Origin of the sequence: Pseudomonas sp. NPDC099000 (assembly GCF_044759925.1) — a bacterium.
In the GTDB taxonomy this organism is placed as follows: Bacteria; Pseudomonadota; Gammaproteobacteria; order Pseudomonadales; family Pseudomonadaceae; genus Aquipseudomonas.
On record NZ_JBIWAF010000011.1, the window covers coordinates 94014 to 116482 of the forward strand.

A 22469-nucleotide genomic window follows, 5' to 3' on the forward strand; every position below is an offset into this window, starting at 1 on the left:
GGGATCTGTAGACTTTCCGCGCTTATCTCCCGGTGAGCTTTAGTGTTACTGTATAACCAGAATACACCGTTTTGATCCGCTGGCCCCATCGCGGGCAAGCCCGCTCCCACAGGATTTTTGCGATTCCTGTGGGAGCGGGCTTGCCCGCGATTTGCGTCATCAGCATCACCCATGATCTCAGAGCAAATGCATGACCTCGCTGAACCTCACAAACCTCGCCTGGACGCCCCTTGGCCACGGCCACTGCCATCACCAGTTTCAGCTGCGTGATGCTTCCCTGCAGGCGGCCGCCGGTGAGTTCGTCGGGTTGATCGGCCCCAACGGCAGTGGCAAGACCAGCCTGCTGCGTTGCGCTTATCGCTTCAGCAAGCCCGAGAGCGGCGAGGTCCGGCTCGACCACCACAACGTCTGGAAGCAATCCTCGCGCTGGTGCGCCCAACGCATCGCCGTGGTGTTGCAGGAGTTCCCGGACGCCTTCGGCCTGACCGTCGACGAGGTGATCGCCATGGGCCGCACGCCGCACAAAGGCCTGTTCGACGGCGACACAATTGAAGACCGAAATCTAGCCACTCAAGCATTGGAGTCTGTCGGCCTCAGAGGCTTCGAAGACCACGCCTTCGCCACCCTCTCCGGCGGTGAAAAACAGCGTGTGATCCTCGCCCGCGCCCTGGCTCAGCAACCGCAATTGCTGATCCTCGACGAGCCGACCAACCACCTCGACCCGCGCTATCAGCTCGAACTGTTGCAGCTGGTCAAACGCTTGAAGATCGGCACCCTGGCCAGCATCCACGACCTCAATCTGGCGGCCGCTTTCTGCGATCGTTTGTACGTGATCAATCACGGCCGCATCGTCGCCAGCGGCACACCAAAAGAAGTGCTGACCACCCCGCTGCTGCGCGACGTGTTCGGCGTCGAAGCACTGATCGATGAACACCCCCTGCACGGCTACCCACGAATCACCTGGATAACCCAACCATGACTTTGCGTTCCCTGCTTTGCTTCACGCTGTTGCTGGGCAGTGCCCACGCGCTGGCCGAGGCCACGAAATACCCGTTGACGATCCAGAGCTGCAACCGCGAAGTGACCTTCAAGCAGGCGCCGAAACACGCGGTCAGCCACGACATCAACATGACCCAGATGATGCTCGCCCTTGGCCTCAAACCGCGCATGGCCGGCTACAGCGGCGTGACCGGCTGGAAGTCAGTCACGCCCCAGATGCAGACCATCCTCGACGGTTTGCCTGAGCTGGCAGCGAAATACCCGTCGGTGGAAACCCTGCTCAATGCCAACGTCGATTTCTTCTTCGCCGGCTGGGATTACGGCATGCGCGTGGGTGGCGATCTCACGCCGCAAACGTTGCAACCGCTGGGCATCAATGTCTACGAGCTGACCGAGTCCTGCGCCTTTGTCATGAGGCGTCCACCGGCCAGCCTGGAAGACACCTACAACGACCTGCGCAACCTCGGCAAAATCTTCGACGTGCAGGATCGCGCCAATTCCCTGATCGCCCAGATGCAGGCGCAAGTCACCAAGGTGCGCAAGGATCTTCCCACCGACAAACCGCGGGTGTTCCTCTACGACAGCGGTGAAGACCGCGCCATGACCTCCGGCCGCCTCGGCATGCCGCAAGCGCTGATCGAAGCCGCGGGCGGGCGCAACATTCTGGAGGACGTCGAGGCGAGCTGGACCCGCGTCAACTGGGAAAACGTGGTCGAGCGCAACCCGCAGGTGATCGTGATCGTCGACTACGGCGAAGTCACCGCCGAACAGAAGGAGCAATTCCTGCGCAGCAACAAGGCGCTGCAATCGGTGGACGCGATCAAGAACCAGCGTTTCATTGTGATTCCGTATGTGCAGGCCACGCCGGGCATCGACAACGTGCTGGCAGTTGAAACCCTGGCCAAAGGTTTCCACGGCGAATGATGGATCGTCGCTATGCCTTGCTGCTGGTGATGCTCGGTGCGCTGTTGCTGGGGTCGTGCGTGGTGTCGCTGGGCTTCGGCCCGGCGCGGGTGTCGGTGGACGTGGTGTGGAAGATTCTGCTCCACAAGGTGTTCGGTGTGGGTGAAGTGAGCTGGACGGCTGGACAGGAACACATCGTGTGGTTGATCCGTGTGCCCCGCATGCTGTTAGGCGCGCTGGTGGGTGCTGGTCTGGCGCTGATCGGCGCGGTGCTGCAAGCGGTGACGCGCAATCCGTTGGCCGACCCGCACCTGCTCGGGGTCACTTCCGGTGCGACCCTTGGCGCGGTGATTGTGGTGCTGCACGTCGGCGAAATCGTCGGCCTGCTGACCTTGCCGATCGCGGCGTTTATCGGCGCGCTGCTGAGCATGTTGATCGTGCTGATGATCGCCAATCGCAATGGCCGACTGGACAGTGACCGACTGCTGCTGTGCGGCGTGGCGGTGTCGTTCGTGATGATGGCGATTGCCAATTTGCTGCTGTTCCTCGGTGACCATCGGGCGAGTTCTGCGGTGATGTTCTGGATGCTCGGCGGGCTCGGACTGGCGCGTTGGGAGTTGCTGGCGGTGCCGGCCGCCAGCGTGTTGCTGGGATTGGTCTTGCTGCTTGGCATGGCCCGACCGTTGAATGCGCTGATGGCTGGCGAACAGACGGCCGTGACCCTCGGCTTGAATGCTCGCACTGTGCGGCTGCGGGTGTTTTTGATCGCCTCGCTGATGACCGGCGTGTTGGTGTCGATCAGTGGCTCGATTGGTTTTGTCGGGCTGATGGTGCCGCACATTGCGCGTCGACTGGTCGGGGCTGAACACCGACGATTGTTGCCGGTGTGTGTATTGCTGGGCAGCGTGTTTCTGGTGTGGGTCGATGTCGCCGCGCGCACCCTGATCGCCCCCGAGGACTTGCCGATTGGCGTGGCCACGGCAGCGATTGGCGGGTTGTTTTTCATCGGCCTTATGCGCAAGCGCTAACCGGGGGCGAGGTGGTCAGGCTCCTGACACGGTTACAACTCATCCCGGGGGTATTGGACGGATACATCGGGAACCTGCTGGCGTATGTCTTTCCAGTCGACGCCCAGTCGCCCGGCCTGGCGCCAATAACCGGCGGCCTTCAATACGTCCAAATGGCTGTGGTTAGCCAGCCTGGAAATGAACGACTCGAACGACAGCACGGTGGTCCATCGATCATTGGGAGGTTGCACCAGCTTTACTTTAAGCAGTGCTTGCTCCGCTATCGAATAAGTCGGTGCGTACTTCAGCAATGCACCGTCGCGTGTCGAATAGTAGAACGCCGTCATATCGAAGCCTTTGTTTTTCAGAGCCTGGGTGTGCGAATGAATCGACTCGGGCGAAGCGAAGTTCGCATTGTCAGCGTCAGCGTTTGATCCCGGTTGTGCGTCATCTGACTGAACAATCTGATGGCTGGCCATCCATTTGTAGCCGTCAGGCAAGCGCGGCAATCTGGTGCCTGGTGCAGCTGAAACGTCGCTCGCCGTGCGGAAGATCAGCCTGATGGCTTCATCGGGATGACCTGTGCCAGCGAGGGGTTGCATGCCAACGTATGAGTAGGTATCGGGTTTGGCCAGGATTGCGCCTGTACACGCCAGGCCTTTACTAAATCGTGCCGCTCGAAGCTGAGCATAACGAGCCGCATCGTCGGGATGATGAAACATCGGCCCCAACGGCAGCCGGGATTGGCTTACCCACCTGGCTTCGACGGACACCGACGGCATACGAGCAAGCCAGTCCTGCCCAACCTCACCCGGACGGGACCAGTAAGCGCTGGTCAATAGCACCTCCAGTTTCCCTGCCGCCGCCATACGCCGAATGTAATCAGTCAGCTTGAATGAGCCACGGTTGATATCGTCCTGATCACGCTGAGCTTGCGCCGTTGTCGCAAACGGATTGTCCCTGATCTGAACCTGACCAAATTTGTCCAGAGACGGTACCGGATCGAACGGCGCGAGCTCAAAACGTAACAGCGCGCCGTCAGCACAGGAAAAATAAATAGGCCTGTACCCGTTGGTCTTACGGACGCTGTCCCGCGCCAGGCTCACATCCATCGGTGAAAAGAAGTGCCGGTAGTCATCGTCCGACAGGCCCGGCGGCGTAGCCGTCGCACACAGGATGAGCCCACTGTCCACGTAGCGGTAAGGCAATACACCGGGAAAGACACGGTCATACGCTAACCGTGAGTTGCGCACACTCACGGGCAGCGTCGCGAGGAATGAACCGTCGCGAGCGTCGCGCAAGATAAATCCAAAGCCGAGTAATGAACGACTGCCTGCCTGTTCATGTGCCAGGCGTGCGGCATCCTGCTCCTGGATGCAGACCGCACTGTAAGCCGGTTCCACCAAAGCCCGTGGGTAACCCGTCGTGTGGGGCTTCGTCTGGTACGGCTCAAACTCTGTGACTTCTCGAGCCGGGCCCCATAGGCGGCTTCCTTCAACCACTTTCAGATACCCGGAATTGACCAGTTTTTTAACCCACGCTGTCGGTGTCAACGTACCGGCATGGATCTGTTCCTTGATCCATGTGGCATCCAGATCACGAGCCGGTGTACCCGACATGCTTATCGCAATGCCCAGATCCGCGCGAATACGCTCCCAAGTGCCGGTCCGGTAACGAATGGTTGCTCCGTCGGGCGCAAACAGGTACTCATCGAGCGCCTGCGTTCTGCTCATGAAGGCGGTGTAGATAGAATCGACAGAGAGCATGTTGCGATAGAGTTCTTTGTCCACGGTGGATAACAGGACAGGCAACGCGCGCAGTACCCGTGAGCGATAACGCGCAACGATCGTGCAGTCTTGCGGAAAGTGGCCGAGTTCGACCGCTGCATTCGCAAAGATCCAACTGATGTCAAAGTCTTCCTGGGGAATGTCGACAGGATCAGTGGCCACATACTTTCCGTCAGAGCGCCAGAGAATCAGGCCACCAAATGCACTTGCCGTACCCGCAGGGACTTGCGAACGCGCGTACACGGCTGCGTCATCCGCGGTCAGGAACACCGGACCGAGCGAACGACGCTGCAAGTTCTGACACGGCGCCCAATGGCTGCCAACCAGCCCTTTCCTGTCCCAGCACACACTGGTGCGCAACACCTGCAATGAATCGTTGCTGGCGACCGTCGCAACAAAATCGGTTGCGCTCGACACGCCCTTGGCCAGATTGTTTTGAATGGCCTCCAGGCCCATGTTCGGGACGTCGTTGTCGAACAGCCGGGTGTCCGGGCGAGGCACATACTTCAGCAGTGCGCCGTCCGGAGTCGACACGTAGAGTAAGGCCGGAACTCTTTCCCCAAAGACAGGGCGTTTTTTTGCGTTGTAGACAACGACCCATAGATCTTTCGGAACAATGAAGTGCTCGGCCAACCAGCGTCGGGGCGCATCCCGCTCGTGCTTGACCCACCGGCGCGAATAGAAATAGGAGTGAGGGGTAAATGACTCGGGATAGAGGTATTCCCCGGACTTTGGGGAACGTCGGAACGCACTGCGCTCCAGGAAAAGCTTGTCTCTTGGATAACTAACGGGAACCAGTTCTGAAGCGACATATTCTTCTTTGTCCTTGTGCTTGAGAATGAACCCGAACCAGGTCCGTCCTTCATCGCGTTGTACGTTGCTTCGGGCATAACGATCGAACGCCGCTTCGTCGGATGACTGGAAAACCGCACCCAACGACACCCTCTCCGGTACATTCCGCTCCCAAGGGCCAGGAGCGAAGCGCTCCATGACTTTCCCCCGAGGTCGCCAGCGACCGTTGCTGATAATGACCTGCAAATCGCCGGCGGCCGCCACCTCTGTCACGAGTTGTTCCGGTTTGACCGCTCCCTTTTCCAGGTCAAGGGCAAGTTTTCCGGGCGACTGGGTGGTTCCCAACTGTTTGAGCAGCGCCTGCGAGCGCGAGTCATCAGAAGTGAAACGGATCAAACTGTCTTCGGCGCCCGACAGATAAACCGACAAGGTGGTTCCCAGGGCCTTGCGCAGCTCTTTGACACTGAACATCAACAAGCTCGTCGCCGCATCATCGATGGACCATTCCAGCTCCGCGACCTTGTGCACATCGAGTGTCGAAAGCGCGGGGTGAGAATAAAACTGACTGTGCAAGACATGATTGTCGGGGACAAACTCGTGATGCGTACTCGAACTGGCCGATTGTTCGGCAGGCTCAGTAATTACGTACCGCAAATCATTTCGCTGAAGAATATAGCCGTAATATCCGCGATTACGGCGCCACCCTACCCGTTCGTGGGCATAACAGGCGGCGTCGTCCGCCGAAAGAAAGGTCCGGCCCAACACACTTAGTGTTGATACAGCGTTTGTCGAATCAGGCTGTTGTGGTTGTTCATCCATGATGGGCGTACTCCATTGAGTCTTCATTGAACACTCACTGTCGCACTGTGAAATACGCCCATGGCGGTACATAGTTACTCCTCCTCCCAGACTGATTGCGTTCGCGTGGGCACGGCTCATCCGGCGCTCATATCAATGAACGCCGAGCTTCACAGTTCGTCACGACCCGGCTTCGCCGCCGGTTGCACAGGTGGCTGCCAGGTCGCATTCAATTGCCCGCGACGGTGCCAGTAACCATCGGTGTCCAGCACCTCAAGCCGGCCGACGCCTGCGAGTCCGGCGAGGTAGGCCGCTACCCCGTCTCCTGCCTCCTCGTTCAACAAGACCGTTTCCTGCGGCGAGAAGCTGGGGGTGAATTTGAACAGGGCCCCGCCACGACCGGTGAAATAGCAACTGCCCCCGGAGACGCCGCTCTTTTTCACGACGTCTCTGCAGAACCACAGGTCGGCCAGGGCCAGGTTGTCCATCAGTAATCGATCAGATGCATTGGGGTCCTTCACGAACAGGTTGAAGCGTTTGTAGAACTGATGAACAGCCACCCATTTGTAGTCACGGGGAAAAACCGGCAATGGCAAGGGCTGTGCTCCCGGCACCGTGACCGGTGCAATGGGCCCGCCCGGCCCTGAGTAAAACAGCGCACTGGCAGCACCACTGTTGGCGCCGTCCTCAAGCGGCTCGACGGCCACGAACGAAGAAGACGCCTGGTGTATCAGCACGCCACCCAGATACTGCTGGCCGACGTACTCGCCAATCTGTCTTTGGGCCGAGCGAGCCGCATCATCGGCATGTGCGAATACAGGCCCGAGAGCAAAGCGGTTATCCGACGCCCACCTCACCAGCCCGATGCCGGTTTTGACCCCCCGGGCATCAACCCTGAGCGGCGACCAGAAAGCACTGCGCACCACGACCTGCAACTCACCGTTGGCGATCACTTTACGCAGATACTCGAACAGCGACTCCCGGCCTGATTCCACTACTTTCTCGTAGGCCACCGTGGCATGAAACAGGGTCCACTCAGGTGCTTTGCTCCTGGGTGCGTAACGCAACAAGGCGCCATCGGCGCAGGACAGGTAGACGTTGAGGTACGTGGATCTTTCAGCCGTGCGCACACCGACAGCGTCCAGCCCGTAAGACAGATCCCGAGGCGAGAGGAAGTTGTGCGTCACGTCATGGGGTAATCGTCCCGGACTTGTCGACGGACACAAATAGAGGCCCTCGACTCGATACCCCAACGGTAGTAAGCCTTCGGGAAATACCCGTTCGACCGTGAGATGCCCTTGCCGCCCGTCGATCGGCAGCGTCGTCACGTAGCGTTCACCGTTCAGCGCCTTGAGCACAAAGCCGAACATCAGGCTCGCGCGGACGCCCACCGTGCTATGGATATGCCGCACGGCGTCGTCCACCTGTGTGAAGACCGGGCTGAGCGCCGGCTCGGCAATGGCAAATCGATGCACGTCCGATGAGATAACGCCGGGATAAGCACTCCAGTGTGACAGTTGCCTGGCCTCGCCCCACAGTCGGCTCCCCTGAATCAGGTTGCAACCGGCCGGCGTTTGCAACCTGATTGACGTATTCACTGGGGGTTCGCGTGCCGTTGCGCATTTGCAGTTCTATCGGTGTGTGCCAGCGCTGCAACTGGCTGGGTGGCGCCAATGCCCCGGCGAGCTGCTTTTCGCTGACGCTTGCACTGAGGGTGTAGCTGATCAGGCTGCCGTCGAGGCCCAGCAGGTATTCCTTGCCGGGCGACAGAGACGGGGAGCGCCCGGAACCGGTCAGGATGTCCGCCAGAAAGTCGGTGGAAAACATATTGAGATACACGTCCCGCTCGCGGTTCGACAGCGCGAAAATCGGTTCGACCTGGATTCGGGAATGGTACCGGGCGACGACCGTACTCCCTGCCAGAAACAACCCCTGTTCAGTCAATTCGTCCAGACGAATCCAGCTGGCAGGGAAGTTCTCGACCTCGACGGCCACCGGCAACGTTGCGACAAACAAACCGTCGGCGCGACGCAGCACCAGGCCACCGTAGACCCGCTCACGCCCCGCTCCCAACTGCGCCAGCGCATAACGCGCGGCATCGTCCTGCGACAGAAACACCGGAGTGAGGGCTCGCCGCTGGATCTGCACGAAAGGTTTCCAGTCAGGGCCGACACTGCCCGGCTCGTCCCACAGCTCACTGGTGCGCAGCACCTTCAGTTCTCCGGCCTTGGCGACCCTTTGAATGACGCTGGCATAGGGTGGCGCGTCCTTGCCCAATGCTGACGTCAGTTGCTGCACACCCTTACTGTCGAATTGTGTTGAAGAGGCCGAGTATTGGTACTGCAACAATGCCCCATCCAGTGTTGCGATAAAAATGTTCAGGTCCTGAAAATGCGTCAGCCGTTGCGTGCCCTTGTCGTCGTAGATCGCAGCTGCCAGATCGCTGATGGATGCAAAATGCCGGGCAAACCAGGCCTCCGCGGTCGATGACCCTTTAGGCATCCAGCTTGCCGCGTAATAAAGCCCGAGGGTCCGAAACTCGTCGATCAATACGGGAGCGCCGAAGTCACTCGCCTGGTTCAGCGCCCCCAGGCGCCTGGGCGTAACCGTTTCGGTCGCCACGTACTCGTCGTGGTCCTTGTGCTTGAGGATAAATCCCCAACCCGCCGCGGCTGCGCGGTAGTCGAGTCTGGCTCGATGGCGGGCGTTCAGCACCGCGTCTTCGGCGCTGGTAAAAATTGCCCCGAGCACCGGAGCCAAGATGCCTGCGGGAGTTGACTCATCACCCAGCACCGTTCCCCGCGGTCCCCACACGTCGTTGCCGACCACCACGCGCAACTTGCCCGTGGTGGCCAGTTCGTCGACCACTGCGCCGGGCTCAAGTGTGCCGGTCGCCAGCTCCCGGTCGATCAGTGTTTTGCCATCGGCGAGTACGGCAACCCGCTGTTGCAGTCTGTTGCGAACCGCCACTTTCGATACGTCGGGGCTGTAAACCAACAAGCTGTCGGCCGAGCCGGACAGGTAGAAATCGACAACATGCGCGCTCTTGTCGAACACCGAGCGAATGTCTTCGGCGGTGAACATCTGCGCTTGCGTCAGCTGCTCTTGCAAGTCAGCCCGTTTGATGGATCCGTCATCGGCTTGCCAGCGCGAAGCGTACAGCCCATGAAACGAGTGTCCCTCGACCAGCACGATCGGTGCACCGGCAGCGTCGAGGGGGCAGAGCCTGTCCAGTGCAAACCGTTTTGCGGCAAACACCGGCTCGGTGGCGACGAAGCGTTTGTGTCGATCCTGCAAAATCATCCCGACAAGGCCCTGTTCACGCCGGCTGCCGATGTACTCATGGGCAAAACGTGCGGCATCGTCCGCCATGAGGAACGCAGGACTCAAACGCCGCGACCTGGCATAGGGTTGCCAGTCAGAGCCCACGGTTCCGACAACATCCCACAACGCGCTGTCCTTCAGCACCGTCAGCTCGCCGGCGGCAGCGACCTGCCTGATGTAATCCGCAGGCTTGAGCGTGCCAGCCTTCAGTTGAGCGTCAAGACCGGTGCTGTCCTTCAGCGGAATTTCACGCAGGTGCGCCGAGGGGCGGTACTGCAACACGGCGCCGTCCCGGGTCCGGGCGTACACTTTCAGGTAGTCCGGGTATTCCTGCCGGTGAACGTCCCCTAGCGAAAACCTGATGCCCGCAGCCAACTCCTCCGGTGAAAAAAACCGCTCATAAAGCCAAGGCTCGCTGGCACTCTGAGCCGCATCGCCCTGCGGCATGAAGTAGACGCCGTTCAGGTCGAAATCGAGCAGGCGCTCCAGCGTGCGATCAGCTTTCATCACAAAGGTCTTGAACAGTTCGGCTGCCGGCTCGCTGGAAAGTACCGGATAGGTCGCCATGCACTCCGAGCTGCCGGCAGAGGTCACGACAAACCCCAGATAAACGCTGCCGGTGGACGGGGTTACTGTGGCGGCGGCCGCTTCGATGGCCTTGTCCACTTGATCGAACACCGCACAAAAAAACGGCTGCAGCGGGGTCGGACTTCGCACCGCAGCGGTACCGAGCGTCCAGTTCGTCGGCACGTTTCCTCTTACTTCGCCCCACGGCGCGTTGGCCACCAGTACGCTCAGCGTGCCGGTCTGGGCGACTTTCTGAATCAGGTGTTCAACGTCGGAGAACGGCCCGAAAGCCTTGAACCCCTGCTCAAAGAGCTTTTTCTCTTCTGCCGGCTGAGTGGACTCGTACTTGATCAGTGAACCATCCGGCCCCGACAGATAATGACGCTGGCCATAGGCACCCGGGTCCTGCATATGACTCAGGATATGTCCTCTGGAAAAAAATCCGAGGCTCAACTTGATCTGGTCGGTCGTCCAGCCTGGATGAACGCGCAGGACTTCAGCGTGACTGGCCGAATGGGACAGGTAATACGCCGCGCCACTGTAGCCCGGTGGAGCAAACAGCTCTCGGGGGTCTTCAGCAGACAGCAGGAAGTCGAAATCGAAATGCCCCATCCTCCCCGCCACTGGCAACGTGGGCTGAAATTTTCCGTCGCCACGCTGCACGATCACACCGCCGTAAGCCTTGTCACGGCGCGCGCCGATCTGCCGGTGAACCCAGTAGGCCGCGTCGTCCGCGCTGATGAATGTCGGCCCCAGGGCAGGAAAGGTTGCCGCCCTTCGGGGTGTTGAAGGTGTGCTGATTGAGGTGCCGTTCATGCGCTGCTCACTCGATTGAGAAGCCACGATGATCAAGATCCCGGAGCGCAGCGGGTGGTACATATGTATCGCCCACGGGATTCAGCCAACATCTATGTGACAGACACACCGCTTTCGCGAGCAGGCTCGCTCCCACAGGGGGAGGTGTGATTCTGGGGTTGTTTATGTGTGTTTATACGGTCGCAAAAATACCAGACGTTTCCCACGACTTTTTCAGGTTGTTCGTCGGACGTGGGCTGTCTAGTCTGGGGCTGTCACTGCACATCAGTGATCGGGCGTGAGAACCCGGGAAACATTAGCCATGCAGTACTCGTATCAGCATAATTGCCGTCAGCTTATCCGCTGCCTGTAAATGCGTTATGGCGGCTGTGTGTGGGCGGACTTCGGTCCGGCCGGTTTCTTGGTTCCCCGGTTTCTCACCCTGCACATAGCTGCCACCCTCTTCGCCGCGTGAGAAACGGCAAGTGGTGGCTCCAACTTGAAAACCAAGGCAGGCACATGAATAAGAAAATTGTTCCAGATCCACCCATCGACACCACCACGCCCGAACCCGAAACATCTCGCGACGAAGACCTGCTCCGAGACCGCGAAGCCATCAAACGCGCCCTCGACTACTACCTGGATCCGCCTGCGCTCTACACCGAAAAACCCCGCCGCCCCAGCACCATGTACATGATCGCCCCGGACAACGACAGCGAAAGCCTGCTGGTCCACGCCTGTGAATCCCTGGCCTCCGCCAGTGTCCTGGCCAGCGATTTCGCCGCTGACCTGATCGGCCCGCAGCGCCACAAGGCGATGGCCATCCAGCAGATCATCATGCTCGCCGAACTGGCGGTGAACCGCGCGGTGGATAACGTCGTTCCTACCTAGAAACACAACCTGTGAAAGTGAGCCTTTGTGGCGAGGGGGCTTGCCCCCGTTGGGTCGCGAAGCGGCCCCAAAACCTGCAAGCACGGTATATCAGGTGTACCGCGTGCGATGGTTTTACGACTGCTTCGCAGCCGAACGGGGGCAAGCCCCCTCGCCACAAGGTTTGTGTTCGCCGCAGAATTTTCTGCGCCCCAATGTGGCGCACCCTCTCGCACCACCGCCCCGCCCTCGTCCCTTCGTGGTGCGCCGCCACCGCGCGCGACCGCTCTAAAACGACATTTCCCTGCCTTTTGCCGACCGGGCACAGCCTTTGCAAAACACCCTTCAGTAGTCCGCATCTGCCAACCAAAAAATTCATAAGTTCATGGAGATCGCACAATGAAGCGTCGTAGCTTGATCAAGGCTTTCACACTCACGGCAAGCATTGCCGCGATGGGCATGACCTGGACGGTCCAGGCCGCCGAGACCATCAAGGTCGGGATTCTGCATTCGTTGTCCGGCACGATGGCGATCTCCGAAACCTCGCTCAAAGACATGGCGTTGATGACCATCGACGAGATCAACGCCAAGGGCGGCGTGAACGGCAAGCTGCTGGAGCCGGTGGTCGTGGACCCCGCATCGAACTGGCCGCTGTTCGCGGAGAAGGGCCGTCAGTTGCTGACTCAGGACAAGGTCGCCGTGGTGTTCGGTTGCTGGACGTCGGTGTCGCGTAAATCGGTACTGCCGGTGTTCGAAGAACTCAATGGTCTGCTGTTCTACCCGGTGCAATACGAAGGCGAAGAGATGTCGCCGAACGTGTTCTACACCGGCGCCGCGCCGAACCAACAGGCGATCCCGGCGGTGGAATACCTGATGAGCGAAGAAGGCGGCAGCGCCAAGCGTTACTTCCTGCTGGGCACTGACTACGTCTACCCGCGCACCACCAACAAAATCCTGCGCTCGTTCCTGCACTCCAAAGGCGTGGCGGACAAGGACATCGAAGAGGTCTACACCCCGTTCGGCCACAGCGATTACCAGACCATCGTGGCCAACATCAAAAAGTTCTCGGCCGGCGGCAAGACTGCGGTCATTTCCACCGTCAACGGCGACTCCAACGTGCCGTTCTATAAAGAACTGGCCAACCAGGGCCTGAAAGCCACTGACGTTCCGGTTGTAGCGTTCTCGGTCGGCGAAGAAGAACTGCGCGGCATCGACACCAAACCGCTGGTGGGCAACCTCGCGGCATGGAACTACTTCGAGTCGGTCGAGAACCCGGCGAACAAGAAATTCGTCGCCGACTGGAAAGCCTACGCCAAGAAACACAACTTGCCGGGCGCCGACAAAGCGGTGACCAACGACCCGATGGAAGCCACCTACGTGGGCATCCACATGTGGGCGCAAGCGGCTGAAAAAGCCAAATCCACCGACGTCGACAAAGTCCGCGAAGCCCTCGCCGGCCAGACCTTTGCCGCGCCGTCGGGTTACACGCTGACCATGGACAAGACCAACCACCACCTGCACAAACCCGTGATGATCGGCGAGATCCAGGCCGACGGTCAGTTCAACGTGGTGTGGCAGACCGAAGGGCCGATCCGTGCCCAGCCGTGGAGCCCGTTCATTTCGGGTAACGACAAGAAGCCGGATTATGCGGTGAAGAGTAACTGAGCAACCCCGCACAGCCTGATCGTTCCCACGCTCTGCGTGGGAATGCAGCCAGGGACGCTCCGCGTCCCAAAAGCGGACGCGGAGCGTCCGGTGAGGCATTCCCACGCAGAGCGTGGGAACGATCAATACGCAAGGCCAATGACATGCCCACTGCCCTTTACCGTCTATTTCTCGCCCTCGCGCTGTTGTTGCCGATGGCCGTCCATGCCGGCGACGCCGAAGACTTCGTCGCCGCCAATCCCGTGCAGCAAGCCAGGCTTCTGGAAACCTGGGCTGCGCAGCCCGATCCGGCCCGTGTCGAATTGATCAACGCCCTGCAACAAGGCGAGTTGACCGTCGACAGCCAAGCAAAAACCCTGCGCCTGAATAACCGCCTGCGGGGTCTGATCGACACCGCGCTGTCCAGCCACCAATTGCTCGCCGCCGACGCCAAGATCCGTCTGACCGCCGCGCAGCAATTGCAGAAAAGCGCCAAACCGGCCCAGCTGAAATTCCTCGACCAACAACTGGCGGGCGAAAAAGATGAAAGCGTCCACGCGGCCCTGAGCCTGGCCCTGGCCAACCTGCAGCTGGTCGACACCGACCCGGCCGTGCGCCTCGCCGCCGTGCGCCTGCTCGGCGAAACCGGCGATCCGCTGGCACGCACCCGCCTCGAAAGCCTGCTGGAACCGGGCATCGAAGCCGACGCCAACGTGCGCACCGCCGCCGAAACCAGCCTCGCTCAGGTCAAACGCAAACTGCTGATCGGCGAGATCCTCGGCCAAGCGTTCAGCGGCATGTCCCTCGGCTCGATCCTGCTGCTCGCCGCCCTGGGACTGGCGATCACCTTCGGCCTGCTCGGCGTGATCAACATGGCCCACGGCGAGATGCTGATGCTCGGCGCGTACTCGACCTACGTGGTGCAGCTGATGTTTCAGCGCTTCGCCCCGCAAGCCATCGAGTTCTACCCGCTGATCGCGTTGCCGGTGGCATTTTTCGTCACCGCCGCGATCGGCATGGCGCTTGAACGCACGGTGATTCGTCATCTCTACGGCCGCCCGCTGGAAACCCTGCTCGCGACATGGGGCATCAGCCTGATGCTGATTCAGTTGGTGCGGCTGGTGTTCGGCGCGCAGAACGTCGAAGTGGCCAACCCGGCTTGGCTCTCGGGCGGGATTCAAGTGCTGCCCAACCTTGTGCTGCCGTACAACCGCATCGTCATCATCGCCTTCGCCTTGTTTGTGGTGGTGCTGACCTGGCTGCTGTTGAACAAGACGCGCCTGGGCCTGAACGTGCGCGCCGTCACCCAGAACCGCAACATGGCGGCCTGCTGCGGCGTGCCGACCGGGCGGGTCGACATGCTCGCCTTCGGCCTCGGCTCCGGCATTGCCGGACTCGGTGGCGTAGCCCTCAGCCAGATCGGCAACGTCGGCCCGGACCTCGGCCAGAGCTACATCATCGACTCGTTCCTGGTGGTGGTACTCGGTGGCGTCGGCCAATTGGCCGGTAGTGTGCTGGCCGCGTTCGGCCTCGGCATCGCCAACAAAATTCTCGAACCACAAATCGGTGCCGTGCTCGGCAAGATCCTGATCCTCGCGCTGATCATTCTGTTCATTCAGAAACGTCCGCAAGGCCTCTTCGCACTGAAAGGACGGGTGATCGACTGATGAACCAGCCCCTGATGCTCACGGCCACGCAAAAGGCCGGCCCCAAAGTCACGATTGCTGTCGGCGCGGTGATCCTCGTTTTGCTGCTGACGTTGCCGTTGCTGTCGTTGTTGTCGCCGGACAGCGCGTTTCACGTCTCGGCTTACACGTTGACGCTGGTGGGCAAGATTCTTTGCTACGCCATCGTCGCCCTGGCCCTTGATCTGGTCTGGGGTTACGCCGGTCTGTTGTCCCTTGGCCACGGTTTGTTCTTTGCCCTCGGCGGCTATGCGATGGGCATGTACCTGATGCGCCAGGCTTCCGGTGATGGTTTGCCGGCATTCATGACGTTCCTGTCGTGGACCGAACTGCCGTGGTACTGGACCGGCACCAGCAGCTTTCTGTGGTCGATGTGCCTGGTGGTCCTGGCGCCGGGGTTGCTGGCGCTGGTGTTCGGGTTCTTCGCTTTCCGTTCGCGGATCAAGGGCGTGTATTTCTCGATTATGACCCAGGCCCTGACTTTCGCCGGAATGCTGCTGTTCTTCCGCAACGAAACCGGGTTTGGCGGCAACAACGGCTTCACCAATTTCCGCACGATTCTCGGGTTCGGCATTACCGAGCCGGGCACGCGCGCGGTGCTGTTCTTCGCCACGGTGCTGTTGCTGGTGGCGAGCCTGTTTATCGGCTGGCGTCTGGCGCAAAGCAAATTTGGCCGGGTGCTGACCGCATTGCGCGATGCGGAAAACCGCCTGATGTTCTGCGGCTACGATCCACGCGGTTTCAAGCTGTTTGTCTGGGTCTTGAGTGCGGTGCTGTGTGGTCTGGCCGGTGCGTTATACGTGCCGCAGGTCGGGATCATCAACCCGAGTGAAATGTCGCCGACCAACTCCATTGAAGCCGCCGTCTGGGTGGCCCTTGGTGGTCGCGGCACGCTGATCGGTCCGCTGCTCGGTGCTGGTGTGGTCAACGGCATGAAGAGCTGGTTCACCGTGGCGTTCCCCGAATACTGGCTGTTCTTCCTCGGCGCGCTGTTCATCGTCGTGACCTTGTACCTGCCCAAAGGCGTGATCGGTCTGCTGAAAAAGAGAGGTGAGCAATGAGAGTCACTGCGACGGCTGAATTCATGCTCGAACCGGCGTTTTTCCCGCCGCTGGAACCGAACAAGGACGCCGGCAGCAGCCGCGACGCCATCGGCCTCGGGCAACGCGTCGGCCCCGGCCTGAACACTCGCCACGGCACAATCCTGACCCTGGAAGACATCAGCGTCAGCTTCGATGGTTTCAAGGCACTCAACAATCTGAACCTGTACATCGGCGTCGGCGAACTGCGCTGCATCATCGGCCCCAACGGTGCGGGCAAGACCACGTTGATGGACGTCATCACCGGCAAGACTCGCCCCAGCCACGGCAAAGCCTGGTTCGGTGAAACCCTGGACCTGACGTCGATGAGCGAAGTGCAGATTGCCCAGGCCGGCATCGGCCGCAAGTTCCAGAAGCCAACGGTGTTCGAAGCCTTGAGCGTGTTCGAGAACCTGGAGCTGGCGCAGAAAACCGACAAGTCGGTGTGGGCCAGCCTGCGGGCTCGCTTGAGTGGTGAACAAAAGGATCGAATTGCCGAGGTGCTGGAAACCATTCGCCTGACCAGTTCGGTCAATCGCCCGGCGGGGTTGTTGTCCCACGGTCAAAAGCAGTTTCTGGAGATCGGCATGCTGCTCATGCAAGACCCGCAACTGCTGTTGCTCGACGAGCCGGTGGCGGGCATGACCGACGCCGAGACCGAGTTCACCGCCGAACTGTTCAAAAGCCTGGCCGGCAAGCATTCGCTGATGGTGGTGGAACACGACATGGGGTTTGTCGGGTCGATTGCCGACCACGTCACCGTGTTGCACCAGGGCAGCGTGCTGGCCGAAGGGTCGCTGGAACAGGTGCAGGACAATGAGCGGGTGATTGAGGTGTACCTCGGAAGATGAAATGGCTCTTGTAGGAGCGAGGCTTGCCCGCGAAGGGGACGCCTCGGTCCAACCGCAAGACCGCGTCATCGTTCTTCGCGGGCGAGCCTCGCTCCTACAGGGGATTTAAGGAGAATCTGAGAATGCTGCAAGTCGACAAGCTGCACCAGTATTACGGCGGTAGCCACATCCTGCGGGGCCTGACGTTTGACGTGAAGGTCGGTGAAGTCACGTGCCTGCTGGGGCGCAACGGTGTCGGCAAGACCACCCTGCTCAAATGCCTGATGGGTCTGCTGCCGGCCAAGGAAGGCGCAGTGAACTGGGAAGGCAAACCGATTACCACATTCAAGCCGCACCAGCGGGTGCATGCCGGGATCGCTTATGTGCCTCAGGGACGCGAGATTTTCGGCCGCCTGACCGTGGAAGAAAACCTGTTGATGGGCCTGTCGCGGTTCCCCGGCAGCGAGGCGAAAGAAGTGCCGGCCTTCATCTACGAGCTGTTCCCGGTGCTGCTGCAAATGAAGCAACGACGCGGCGGTGACTTGTCCGGCGGCCAACAGCAGCAATTGGCGATTGGCCGCGCACTGGCCAGCCGACCACGGCTGTTGATTCTCGATGAGCCCACCGAAGGCATCCAGCCCTCGGTGATCAAGGAGATCGGCGTGGTGATCAAGAAGCTCGCAGCCCGGGGCGACATGGCGATTCTGCTGGTCGAGCAGTTCTACGATTTCGCCGCCGAACTGGCCGACCAGTACCTGGTGATGTCCCGGGGCGAGATCGTGCAGCAAGGTCGCGGCGAAAATATGGAAGCCGAGGGTGTACGTGGTCTGGTTACGATCTAATCTGAAGCGTCCTGACGATAATTAGAAGACATGAATTTACCTCTCCCCACTGCCCTGTTTACCCCGAGCTGGCATGCCGAGCTGGAATTGGGCTACGCCCGGTTCGGCGACAGCACACGCCCGGTCCTGCGCCGGCACAAAGGCCCGCTGCGGGTGCAAAAGCACCTGTATGCCGAAGGGCCGCAAGTGTGCCAACACATCATCGTTCATCCGCCGGGCGGCATCGCGGGCGGTGATCGACTGGATATCTCCGCCAGCGTCGGCACGGACGCCTGGGCGCAAATCACCAGCCCGGGCGCTGCCAAATGGTATCGCGCAGCGGGACCCGCCTATCAGCGGCTGGAATTGAAAGTGGCGAGCGGTGCGACACTGGAATGGCTGCCGCAGGAGACGATTATCTTCAGCGACGCTCAGGCTGAGCTGAGCACCTCGATTGATCTGGAAGGCAACGCCCGGTTGTTTTACTGGGACGTTGTAGCACTGGGCCGCCCGGCCAGTGGCGAGCGCTTCGACCTCGGGCATTTTCAGGCACAACTGGACATCCGCCGCGACGGCCAGTTGCTCTGGCACGAACGCCAGCGCATTGTCGGGGATGACGGGCTGCTCGACTCGCCGATTGGCCTGGATGGGCAACCGGTGTTTGCGACGTTGCTGGTGACGGGGGAGATTGATAGCGAACTGCTGGAAACCTGTCGCTCGCTGACCAATGAAGTGCGTGGAGACCTGACGCAATTACCGGGACTTTTGGTGGCTCGCTGCCTGGCCAGTGAAGCGCTGTTGGCGCGGGGCTGGTTGATTGATTTGTGGCGTTTGCTCAGGCCTGCGTTACTCGACCGAGAAGCCGTCCCACCCAGAATATGGAGCACCTGAACACCAATCCCCTGTAGGAGCGAGGCTTGCCCGCGAAGAACGATTACGCGGACTCCCCGTTAAACCGAGGCGCACCCTTCGCGGGCAAGCCTCGCTCCTACGGAAGCTTTTTTAACTGCCGAATTTGGATTCCAACGATGGACCTGACCCCACGCGAAAAAGACAAGCTGCTGATCTTCACCGCCGGCCTCGTGGCCGAGCGGCGTTTGGCGCGCGGCGTGAAACTCAACTACCCGGAAGCCATGGCCTACATTTCCGCAGCGCTGCTCGAAGGCGCGCGTGACGGCCAGACCGTCGCCGACCTGATGCACTTCGGCACCACCCTGCTCAGCCGCGAACAAGTGATGGAAGGCATCCCGGAAATGATTCCGGAGATCCAGGTCGAAGCGACGTTCCCCGACGGCACCAAACTGGTCACCGTTCACCAACCCATCGCCTGAGGACGCGTCATGACCTATCACATCCGCGATGCGCTGCACGCCGACCTGCCGGCGATCCGCGACATCTACAACGACGCCGTGCTCAACACCACGGCGATCTGGAACGAACAGGCCGTGGACCTGGGTAACCGTCAGGCCTGGTTCAGCGCCCGGCAAGCCCAGGGTTATCCGATCCTGGTGATTGTCGACGGTGATAACACGGTGCTGGGCTACGCTTCATTTGGTGACTGGCGGCCGTTCGACGGTTTCCGCCACACCGTCGAGCATTCGGTCTACGTGCGCAGCGACCAGCGTGGCAACGGTCTCGGCCCGCAATTGATGACGGTGTTGATCGAGCGCGCCAAAGGCTGCGACAAACATGTGATGGTCGCGGCCATCGAAAGCGGCAATGCCGCGTCTATCCATTTGCATGAACGGGCCGGTTTCGTGATCACCGGTGAGATGCCGCAAGTGGGCACCAAGTTCGGCCGCTGGCTGGACCTGACCTTCATGCAACTGACCCTCAATCCTGGCGCGGAGCCGCCACCCGCCAACAAGGAGTAATTGCCGATGAACGCCGCCCAACTGCGCCGCGTCAATGTTGAAAGCTTTGCGCACTATCGTCAGGGTTTGATTGATCTGCTGCTCGACGCCGTCGGTTATGGCGCCAGTGTCGGGTTCATGGCCAATCTGGATGCCGCTGCGGCCCGCGCCTATTTCGATGACGTTCAGGACAACCTGAACAAGGGCAACGTGCTGCTGTGGGTGGTGGTCAAGGACGAGCAGGTTCAGGCCAGCGTGCAGCTGACCCTGTGCCAGAAAGCCAATGGCCTGAACCGTGCCGAAGTGCAGAAACTGCTGGTACGCGAACATGCGCGCCGCCGTGGCCTGGGCCAACAATTGATGAGCGCGCTGGAAAAGGCCGCGCTCCAGCACAAGCGCGGCATGCTCTATCTCGACACCGAGGCCGGCTCACCGGCCGAGGATTTCTATAAGGCATTGGGTTACACCAAAGCAGGTGAAATCCCTGATTACGCCTGCGACCCGAGCGGCCAGTACAAGCCGACCGCCCTCTACTACAAGATTCTTCAGGGAGCCCATTGATGATTCCCGGTGAATACCAGATCCAGCCCGGCGACATCGAACTCAACGTCGGGCGCCGCACTGTCAGCCTGAAAGTGGCCAACAGCGGAGACCGGCCGATCCAGGTCGGCTCGCACTACCACTTCTTCGAAACCAACGACGCCCTGACCTTCGACCGCGCGGCCAGTCGCGGCATGCGCCTGAACATACCCGCCGGCACCGCCGTGCGCTTCGAGCCGGGGCAGAGTCGTGAAGCTGAGCTGGTGGACCTGGCCGGACATCGCCGGGTGTTCGGGTTTGCCGGCAGGATCATGGGTGACCTCGACTGACTGATCGTTCCCACGGTCCCCGTGGGAATGCATCCCGTGACGCTCCGCGTCACATAACGGCGGACGCAGAGCGTCCATGGCGGCATTCCCACGCAGAGCGTGGGAACGATCAATGAAGGAACTGCAATGAAGATTTCCCGTCAGGCCTACGCCGACATGTTCGGCCCCACCGTCGGTGACAAGGTCCGTCTGGCCGATACCGAGCTGTGGATCGAAGTGGAAAAAGACTTCACCACCTACGGCGAAGAAGTGAAATTCGGCGGCGGCAAAGTCATCCGTGATGGTCAGGGGCAGAGCCAACTCTTGGCCGCAGAGGTCGTCGACACCCTGATCACCAACGCGCTGATTATCGATCACTGGGGCATCGTCAAAGCCGACGTCGGCCTCAAGGACGGCCGCATCGCCGCCATCGGCAAGGCCGGCAACCCGGACATCCAGCCGGACGTGACCATCGCGGTCGGCGCCAGCACCGAAGTCATCGCCGGGGAAGGCATGATCCTCACCGCCGGTGGCATCGACACGCACATCCACTTCATCTGCCCGCAGCAGATCGAAGAAGCACTGATGAGCGGCGTCACCACCATGATCGGTGGCGGCACCGGCCCGGCCACCGGCACCAACGCCACCACCTGCACCTCCGGGCCGTGGCATCTGGCGCGCATGCTCCAGGCTGCCGATGCATTCCCGATGAACATCGGTTTCACCGGCAAAGGCAACGCTAGCCTGCCGGAGCCGTTGATCGAGCAGGTCAAGGCCGGCGCCATCGGCCTCAAGCTGCACGAAGACTGGGGCACCACCCCGGCGAGCATCGACAACTGCCTGAACGTCGCCGACCAGTACGACGTGCAAGTGGCGATCCACACCGACACGCTCAACGAGTCGGGCTTCGTCGAAACCACCCTCGCCGCCTTCAAGGGCCGCACCATCCACACCTATCACACCGAAGGTGCGGGTGGCGGTCACGCCCCGGACATCATCAAGGCCTGCGGTTTTGCCAACGTGCTGCCGAGTTCGACCAACCCGACACGGCCGTTCACCCGCAACACCATCGACGAACACCTCGACATGCTCATGGTCTGCCACCACCTGGACCCGAGCATTGCCGAAGACGTGGCCTTCGCCGAAAGCCGCATCCGCCGCGAAACCATCGCCGCCGAAGACATCCTGCACGACCTCGGCGCGTTCTCGATGATCAGCTCCGACAGCCAGGCCATGGGCCGCGTCGGCGAAGTCATCACACGCACCTGGCAGACCGCCGACAAGATGAAAAAGCAGCGCGGCCCACTACCTGGTGATGGCGAGCGCAACGACAACTTCCGCGCCAAACGCTACATCGCCAAGTACACGATCAACCCGGCGATCACCCATGGCATCAGCCATGAAGTGGGCTCGGTCGAGGTGGGTAAATGGGCGGACCTGGTGCTCTGGCGCCCGGCGTTTTTCGGGGTAAAACCGACCTTGATCCTCAAGGGCGGGGCCATCGCAGCCAGCCTGATGGGCGATGCCAATGCTTCAATCCCCACTCCGCAACCGGTGCATTACCGACCGATGTTTGCCAGCTACGGCGGCTCGTTGCACGCCACCAGCCTGACCTTTATCAGCCAGGCCGCGCAGGAGGCGGGCCTGCCTGAGGCGTTGGGTTTGAAGAAGAAAATCGCAGTGGTCAAAGGGTGCCGCGAGGTGCAGAAAACCGACTTGATCCACAACGACTATCTGCCGACCATCGATGTCGACCCACAGACTTACCAAGTGAAGGCCGACGGTGTCCTGCTGTGGTGTGAGCCAGCGGACGTGCTGCCGATGGCCCAGCGATACTTCCTGTTTTGATCGGTCGATCGGACTGAAA

The 22469-nt window shown here is 60.6% G+C and carries 18 protein-coding genes; 15 read left to right on the top strand and 3 right to left on the bottom strand.

The window, feature by feature from the left end:
* Positions 1-190 precede the first annotated feature (190 nt).
* From ACIQV9_RS15615 to ACIQV9_RS15625, 3 genes are read left to right on the top strand one after another with little or no spacing between them, the layout of a single operon-like run.
* Positions 191-979 carry an ABC transporter ATP-binding protein gene (locus ACIQV9_RS15615; protein ID WP_403102953.1) on the top strand — a complete coding sequence of 263 codons (789 nt, stop codon included), beginning with the start codon at positions 191-193 and terminating at the stop codon, positions 977-979.
* Positions 976-1923 carry an ABC transporter substrate-binding protein gene (locus ACIQV9_RS15620; RefSeq protein WP_403102955.1) on the top strand — a complete coding sequence of 316 codons (948 nt, stop codon included), beginning with the start codon at positions 976-978 and terminating at the stop codon, positions 1921-1923. Before ACIQV9_RS15615 ends, ACIQV9_RS15620 begins: the two co-directional genes overlap by 4 nt.
* Positions 1920-2930 carry a FecCD family ABC transporter permease gene (locus ACIQV9_RS15625; RefSeq protein WP_403102957.1) on the top strand — a complete coding sequence of 337 codons (1011 nt, stop codon included), beginning with the start codon at positions 1920-1922 and terminating at the stop codon, positions 2928-2930. The genes ACIQV9_RS15620 and ACIQV9_RS15625 overlap by 4 nt, the downstream gene beginning before the upstream one ends.
* 32 nt (positions 2931-2962) lie before the next feature.
* Here the strand turns inward: ACIQV9_RS15625 and ACIQV9_RS15630 are convergent, their stop codons facing one another.
* From ACIQV9_RS15630 to ACIQV9_RS15640, 3 genes are all read right to left on the bottom strand, one after another.
* Positions 2963-6307, bottom strand: coding sequence for a hypothetical protein (locus tag ACIQV9_RS15630; protein WP_403102960.1), 3345 nt, complete (start codon positions 6305-6307; stop codon positions 2963-2965).
* 149 nt (positions 6308-6456) lie between these two features.
* Entirely contained in the window at positions 6457-7698 is a 1242-nt protein-coding gene (locus tag ACIQV9_RS15635; RefSeq protein ID WP_403102963.1) for a hypothetical protein, read from the bottom strand.
* Positions 7682-10993, bottom strand: a complete 3312-nt coding sequence (locus ACIQV9_RS15640) for a hypothetical protein (protein ID WP_403102965.1) — start codon at positions 10991-10993, stop codon at positions 7682-7684. The genes ACIQV9_RS15635 and ACIQV9_RS15640 overlap by 17 nt, the downstream gene beginning before the upstream one ends.
* Positions 10994-11491: 498 nt before the next feature.
* Between ACIQV9_RS15640 and ACIQV9_RS15645 the strand changes: the two genes are divergently transcribed.
* The 12 genes from ACIQV9_RS15645 (at position 11492) to ureC (ending at position 22450) form a co-directional block, all read left to right on the top strand.
* Complete coding sequence (locus ACIQV9_RS15645; RefSeq protein WP_403102967.1) at positions 11492-11863, top strand: DUF6124 family protein; 372 nt, start codon at positions 11492-11494, stop codon at positions 11861-11863.
* A 378-nt stretch (positions 11864-12241) separates the two neighbouring features.
* Positions 12242-13507 carry an urea ABC transporter substrate-binding protein gene (gene urtA, locus ACIQV9_RS15650; protein WP_403102970.1) on the top strand — a complete coding sequence of 422 codons (1266 nt, stop codon included), beginning with the start codon at positions 12242-12244 and terminating at the stop codon, positions 13505-13507.
* 143 nt (positions 13508-13650) lie between these two features.
* Positions 13651-15153 carry an urea ABC transporter permease subunit UrtB gene (urtB, locus tag ACIQV9_RS15655; RefSeq protein ID WP_403102972.1) on the top strand — a complete coding sequence of 501 codons (1503 nt, stop codon included), beginning with the start codon at positions 13651-13653 and terminating at the stop codon, positions 15151-15153.
* On the top strand, positions 15153-16232 hold the full coding sequence (gene urtC / locus ACIQV9_RS15660) for an urea ABC transporter permease subunit UrtC (RefSeq protein WP_403102974.1): 1080 nt from the start codon (positions 15153-15155) through the stop codon (positions 16230-16232). Before urtB ends, urtC begins: the two co-directional genes overlap by 1 nt.
* Positions 16229-17101, top strand: coding sequence for an urea ABC transporter ATP-binding protein UrtD (gene urtD, locus ACIQV9_RS15665; RefSeq protein WP_403102977.1), 873 nt, complete (start codon positions 16229-16231; stop codon positions 17099-17101). Before urtC ends, urtD begins: the two co-directional genes overlap by 4 nt.
* 122 nt (positions 17102-17223) lie before the next feature.
* Entirely contained in the window at positions 17224-17922 is a 699-nt protein-coding gene (gene urtE, locus ACIQV9_RS15670; RefSeq protein ID WP_077748951.1) for an urea ABC transporter ATP-binding subunit UrtE, read from the top strand.
* Positions 17923-17952: 30 nt separating this feature from the next.
* Complete coding sequence (locus ACIQV9_RS15675; RefSeq protein WP_403102979.1) at positions 17953-18792, top strand: urease accessory protein UreD; 840 nt, start codon at positions 17953-17955, stop codon at positions 18790-18792.
* 137 nt (positions 18793-18929) lie between these two features.
* Positions 18930-19232: an urease subunit gamma gene (locus ACIQV9_RS15680; protein WP_128874348.1), complete on the top strand. Its 303-nt coding sequence runs from the start codon at positions 18930-18932 to the stop codon at positions 19230-19232.
* Between the two features lie 9 nt (positions 19233-19241).
* On the top strand, positions 19242-19775 hold the full coding sequence (locus ACIQV9_RS15685; RefSeq protein WP_403102982.1) for a GNAT family N-acetyltransferase: 534 nt from the start codon (positions 19242-19244) through the stop codon (positions 19773-19775).
* Between the two features lie 6 nt (positions 19776-19781).
* Entirely contained in the window at positions 19782-20315 is a 534-nt protein-coding gene (locus ACIQV9_RS15690; RefSeq protein WP_403102985.1) for a GNAT family N-acetyltransferase, read from the top strand.
* Positions 20315-20623, top strand: coding sequence for an urease subunit beta (locus ACIQV9_RS15695; RefSeq protein WP_403102987.1), 309 nt, complete (start codon positions 20315-20317; stop codon positions 20621-20623). The genes ACIQV9_RS15690 and ACIQV9_RS15695 overlap by 1 nt, the downstream gene beginning before the upstream one ends.
* A 126-nt stretch (positions 20624-20749) precedes the next feature.
* Positions 20750-22450: an urease subunit alpha gene (gene ureC, locus ACIQV9_RS15700; RefSeq protein WP_403102989.1), complete on the top strand. Its 1701-nt coding sequence runs from the start codon at positions 20750-20752 to the stop codon at positions 22448-22450.
* Positions 22451-22469 lie beyond the last annotated feature (19 nt).